The sequence below is a fragment of the Mitsuaria sp. TWR114 genome (genome assembly GCF_007997345.1).
This window is the reverse complement of the sequence record NZ_VOSR01000224.1, coordinates 1-1,309: the sequence shown is the minus strand read 5'-3', so window position 1 is coordinate 1,309 and position 1,309 is coordinate 1. Positions and strand designations below refer to the sequence as shown.

Genomic DNA, 1,309 nt, shown 5'->3' with positions numbered 1-1,309 from the left:
GCGAGGCGCTGGCGGCGATGCCGTCGAGTTCCTCCTCGGTGACGCCGGTCACCAGCTCGGACCGGGTGCGCATCACGCGGGTGTAGACGAAGTCGGTGGTCAGGTCCGGGATGGGCGGGTAGTCGTCCGACTCGGTGAACACGACGGCGGCGTCGTGGTCGCGCGCCATCGCCAGGAACTCGGCGCTGCGGAAGCTCTCGTGACGCACGTCGAGCGCGTGGCGCAGCGCCACGCCACCGGACTGCGCCGGCAACAGCTTCAGGAAGGCGCCGAAGTCGACGGGATCGAATCGCTTGCTCGGCGCGAACTGCCAGACGATGGGCCCGAGCTTGGGCCCGAGTTCCGCGACGCCGCTGTCGATGAAGCGCATGACCGATTCGCCGGCCTCGGCCAGCACCCGCCGGTTGGTCGCGAAGCGGTTGGCCTTGAGCGAGAACACGAAGCCCTCGGGCGCCGTGTCGCGCCACTTCGCGAAGGTGGCCGGCTTGAAGGTCGAGTAGTAGGTGCCGTTGACCTCGATGGCGGTCAGCTTGCGGCTGGCGTATTCCAGCTCGCGCGACGCCGGCAGGTCCTTCGGATAGAAGGTCTCGCGCCAGGGTTCGAAGTTCCAGCCGCCGATGCCCACATGGATCGAGGTGCTCATGTCGTCGTGTCCTCCAGCAGTCGTTCGAGTCGGGCCTGCCCGCGCCGCGTGACGCGCAGCGCGCGGCTGTCGGGATCGGGGTCGAGCCAGTCCTGCGCCAGCATCGCCTGCAGCCAGGCCGCGCCCAGCGCGCCGCCCAGGTGCGGCCGGCGTTCGCTCCAGTCCATGCAGGCGCAGGCCAGGCGCCGTCGACGCGCGCCGGTGGCCGCGGCGACATCGACGCCCAGCGCGCGCAGCGCGTCCAGGCCCTCGTCGGTGCAGCGGTAGCCGCGGGCCTCGTCGGGATCGGGCGTCATCCAGCGCTGGCGCAGCGCGTGGTCGTGCAGCCGCACGCCCCAATGGCCGGCCAGGTGGTCGTAGCAGCGCCGCGCCTGGCGCAGCGCGGGCGGCGTGCTGGGCTCGAAGCGCGGGCGCGGCAGCCCGGCCAGCACCAGCATCGCCTCCAGGGCCTGGCCCACCTCGGCGCCCGCGAGCCGGTAGTAGCGGTGCTTGCCCTGGGCCATGCAGCCGACCAGCCCTTGCGCGAGCAGCTTGGCGAGGTGGGCGCTGGCGGTCGAGGCCGCGACCTCGCCGACGGCGGCCAGCTCGGTGGCGGTGCGCGCGTGGCCGTCCATCAGGCAGCAGAGCATGCGCGCGCGGACCGGCTCGGCCATGCTGGCGGCGATG

The 1,309-nt window shown here is 72.8% G+C and carries 2 protein-coding genes; both read right to left on the bottom strand.

Going from position 1 to position 1,309, the window contains the following annotated elements; translation table 11 throughout:
* Window positions 1-643: DUF72 domain-containing protein (locus FUT87_RS10035; RefSeq protein ID WP_147240927.1), on the bottom strand; the 643-nt coding region annotated here is incomplete at its 3' end.
* The gene (locus FUT87_RS10030) at window positions 640-1,308 is read right to left on the bottom strand and encodes a helix-turn-helix transcriptional regulator (protein ID WP_255511757.1); all 669 of its coding nucleotides are present in this window, start codon (window positions 1,306-1,308) and stop codon (window positions 640-642) included. The genes FUT87_RS10030 and FUT87_RS10035, both read right to left, overlap by 4 nt.
* Between the last annotated feature and the right edge of the window lies 1 nt (window position 1,309).